General features: G+C 73.4%; 2 protein-coding genes. One reads left to right on the top strand and one right to left on the bottom strand.

Annotation, left to right across the window (positions count from 1 at the left end; translation table 11 throughout):
- Nucleotides 1-809 (bottom strand): Bug family tripartite tricarboxylate transporter substrate binding protein (locus E1283_RS35025; RefSeq protein WP_243745322.1); only part of this gene is annotated, 809 nt, incomplete at its 3' end.
- A gap of 105 nt (nucleotides 810-914) precedes the next feature.
- Here E1283_RS35025 and E1283_RS35030 point away from each other — a divergent pair.
- A partial coding sequence (locus tag E1283_RS35030) for a sensor histidine kinase (protein ID WP_132822199.1) occupies nucleotides 915-2583 on the top strand: 1669 nt, incomplete at its 3' end.

Raw genomic sequence — 2583 nt, forward strand, 5'->3', positions numbered from 1 at the left:
GGGGCGAGGTCGGGTGGGGCCAGCAGGCCGCGCCAGTTGGTCATCTCGACGTCGTAGCCGCATTCGCGCAGCGTCGGCGCGTCGATGCCGGCGACCCGCTCCGAGCCGGTGACGGCGAGTACCCGGAGTTCGCCGGCGGCGACCGCGTGGCGGAGTTCGCCGAGGCCGCTGACGATGACGTCGGCCCGGCCGCCGAGCAGCGCGGCGAGCAGCCCGCCGCCGCCGTCGTAGTAGTCGAAGGTGACCTCGCTGGGCCGGATCCCCACCGCCTCGGCCGTCATCATCAGCGCGAGGTAGTCGGGGCCGCCGGGCAGTGAGCCGATGCCGGCGGTGAGTCGGCCGCGTCGCCAGTCGTCGAGCAGGTCCTCGAAGGAGCGGTAGGGGGAGGCGTCGGCGACCACGATGGTGCCGGGTTCGTCGACCAGCCTGGCCAGCGGCGTCGCGTCGTCGATCCGGACCGGGGCCGAGCCGGTGTGCAGGCTGCCGACCAGGCCGAGGCCCATCTGGAGGAGCAGTCCGTCGTTGCCCGACTCGTGGACCAGCCGGGTCAGGGCGACCGTGCCCATGCCGCCGGTGAGGTTGAACACCTCGACCTCGCCGGCGAGCCCGGTCTCACGCAGCGTGATGGCGAGCGTGCGGGCGGTGAAGTCGTAGCCGCCGCCGGCTTCCGTCGGCACGATCACCCGCAGCCGCGTGCTGGCCGGCTCGCCGAGGCAGCCGCCGGTCAGCAGCAGGGCCGGGATGGCCAGCAGGCCGGTGACCCGTGCCCGGTTTGGCAGCATCGCGGGGGATATCGGAGCGGGCTTCACGCGGCGTAACGTACCTCGCGAAGGGTCCGATGGACAGTGCCGAGCGTATCGTCCGATGTCCGGGTGATCCGACCGTGCGAGGGAGCCGAGGGAGGTGGTGCGCCGATGCGCCGCGAGATACGTCTGCCCCGCCTGCCACGCCTGCCCCGGCTGTCGCTGGCCCGGCAGTTCCTGACGCTCCAGCTGGGCCTGATCGTGGTGGTGCTCGTGGTGATCGCCGGGGTGTCCATCGCCCAGGCCAACGCGGACTTCCGCCGCACCGAGGGCAGCCGGCTGCTGAACGTCGCGGAGAACGTGGCCTCGCAGGAGGCGGTGCGGATCGGTCTGGCCGACGCGGAGCACCGGGGGATCCTGCAGGCGACGGCGGAGAGCGCCCGCAGCGTATCGAGCGCCTCGTTCGTGGAGATCACCGACGCGGACCGGCGGATCCTGACGGCGGCCGATCCGCGCCGGATCGGCGAGGAGCTGCCGCTGGCGGACAGCACGGTGCTGGAGGGCAGGTCCTGGACGGGCAGCACGACCGACGGCGGCGGCATCACGTCGCTGGTGGCGCACGTCCCGGTGTTCGGCGAGGGTGGCGAGCTGCTCGGGGTGGTGGCGGTCGGCCACGACACCCGCGGCTTCGCGGAGCGGGTGCGCACGGCGACGCCCGAGCTGCTGCTCTACCTCGGCATCGCCGTCTCGCTCGGCGCGGTGGGTTCCTACCTGCTGGCCCGGCGGATCAAGCGGCAGACGTTGGGGCTCGAACCGGACGAGATCACGGCGCTGGTCGAGCACCGGGAGGCGATGCTGCACGGGATCAAGGAGGGCGTGATCGGCCTCGACGCGCAGGGCAGGCTGACGCTGGCCAACGACAGCGCGCGGGAGCTGCTGCGGCTGCCGGCGGACGCGCCGGGGCGGACGCTGGCCGAACTGCGGGTCACCGGGCGGCTGCACGACGTGCTGACGGGGCGGGCCACGGGCCGGGACCAGGTGGTGTTCACCGGGGAGCGGGTGCTGACCGTCAACCGGATGCCGCTGGTCACCAGGGGGCAGCCGGCCGGCTCGGTGACCACGATGCGTGACCTCACCGAACTGACGGCGTTGCAGCAGCAGTTGGAGGCGACGCGGAGCGCGACGGACACGTTGCGGGCGCAGGCACACGAGTTCTCCAACCATCTGCACGTGATCGCCGGCCTGGTGGAGCTGCGGGAGTACCCGGAGGTGGCACGCTACGTGCGTGGGGTGAGCGGCACCCACGCGCAGCGCAGCGCGGACGTCAACGCCCATGTGGCGGACCCGTCGTTGGCGGCGCTGCTGATCGCCAAGGCGAGCCTGGCCGCGGAGCAGGGCACCACGCTGCGGCTGACGGCGGACAGTGATCTCGGGTCGGTTCCCGAGTCGCTGGCCTCGGATCTGGTGACGGTCGTGGGGAACCTGGTGGACAACGCGTTGGACGCGGTGCGGGGTCGGGCCGGCGGGGAGCCGGCCGGAGAGGGTTGGGTCGAGGTGAGGCTGACGGAGTCGGCGGAGGGGATAGCCGTGCTGGTGCGCGACTCCGGCCCCGGGGTGGCGCCCGAGTTGGCGGAGGAGATCTTCCGCCACGGCTTCACGACCAAGGCGGCGGACCGGGACTCGGGGCGCGGCCTCGGGTTGGCGCTGACCCGGCTGGTGTGCACCCGGCGGGGCGGCGAGGTGACGGTGATCGGGGCGGAGTTCAGCGCGCGGCTGCCGCGCACCGCGCGGGAGAGAACCTCTCAGCGGCAGGGACAGCGGCAGGGGCAGGGGCAGGGGC

The sequence above is a fragment of the Streptomyces hainanensis genome (genome assembly GCF_004348415.1).
Classification (GTDB): Bacteria; Actinomycetota; Actinomycetes; order Streptomycetales; family Streptomycetaceae; genus Streptomyces; species Streptomyces hainanensis.